This is a genomic window from Hahella sp. CCB-MM4 (assembly GCF_002260525.1).
GTDB lineage: Bacteria > Pseudomonadota > Gammaproteobacteria > Pseudomonadales > Oleiphilaceae > Hahella.
The window spans coordinates 1-386 of record NZ_MRYI01000114.1 but is presented as its reverse complement, the minus strand read 5'-3'; the positions used below and the strand labels follow the sequence as shown (position 1 = coordinate 386).

Here is a 386-nt window from a genome sequence, read left to right as displayed (position 1 = left end):
CTTTGGTTCAGGGCGGCGATTGTTCGGCCTTGGTGACGGCGCCGATCAACAAGAAGGCGCTCAAGGACGGCGCCGGTTTCGCCTTCCCCGGTCACACCGAGTTCCTCGCCCATCTCGGCGGTGATTGCGACGGGGTGATGATGCTGGCCTGCCCTGAGCTGCGCGTGGTTCCGGCGGCGATCCATAACGCCCTGTCCGAGGTTCCGGGCGCGTTGACCGAAGCCGGGCTGAAGCGCACGATCGAGATCACCCGCGACGCGCTGATCCGTGACTTTGGCATCGTCGAGCCGAGGATCGCCGTCGCCGGGCTGAACCCGCATGCGGGCGAAGGCGGCGCGATGGGGCGTGAGGAACTGACCTTCATCGCCCCCTTGCTGGAGACGCTC

General features: G+C 66.8%; 1 protein-coding gene. It reads left to right on the top strand.

The window, feature by feature from the left end:
- Positions 1-386 (top strand): 4-hydroxythreonine-4-phosphate dehydrogenase PdxA (locus tag BTA51_RS29155; protein ID WP_210404971.1); only part of this gene is annotated, 386 nt, incomplete at both ends.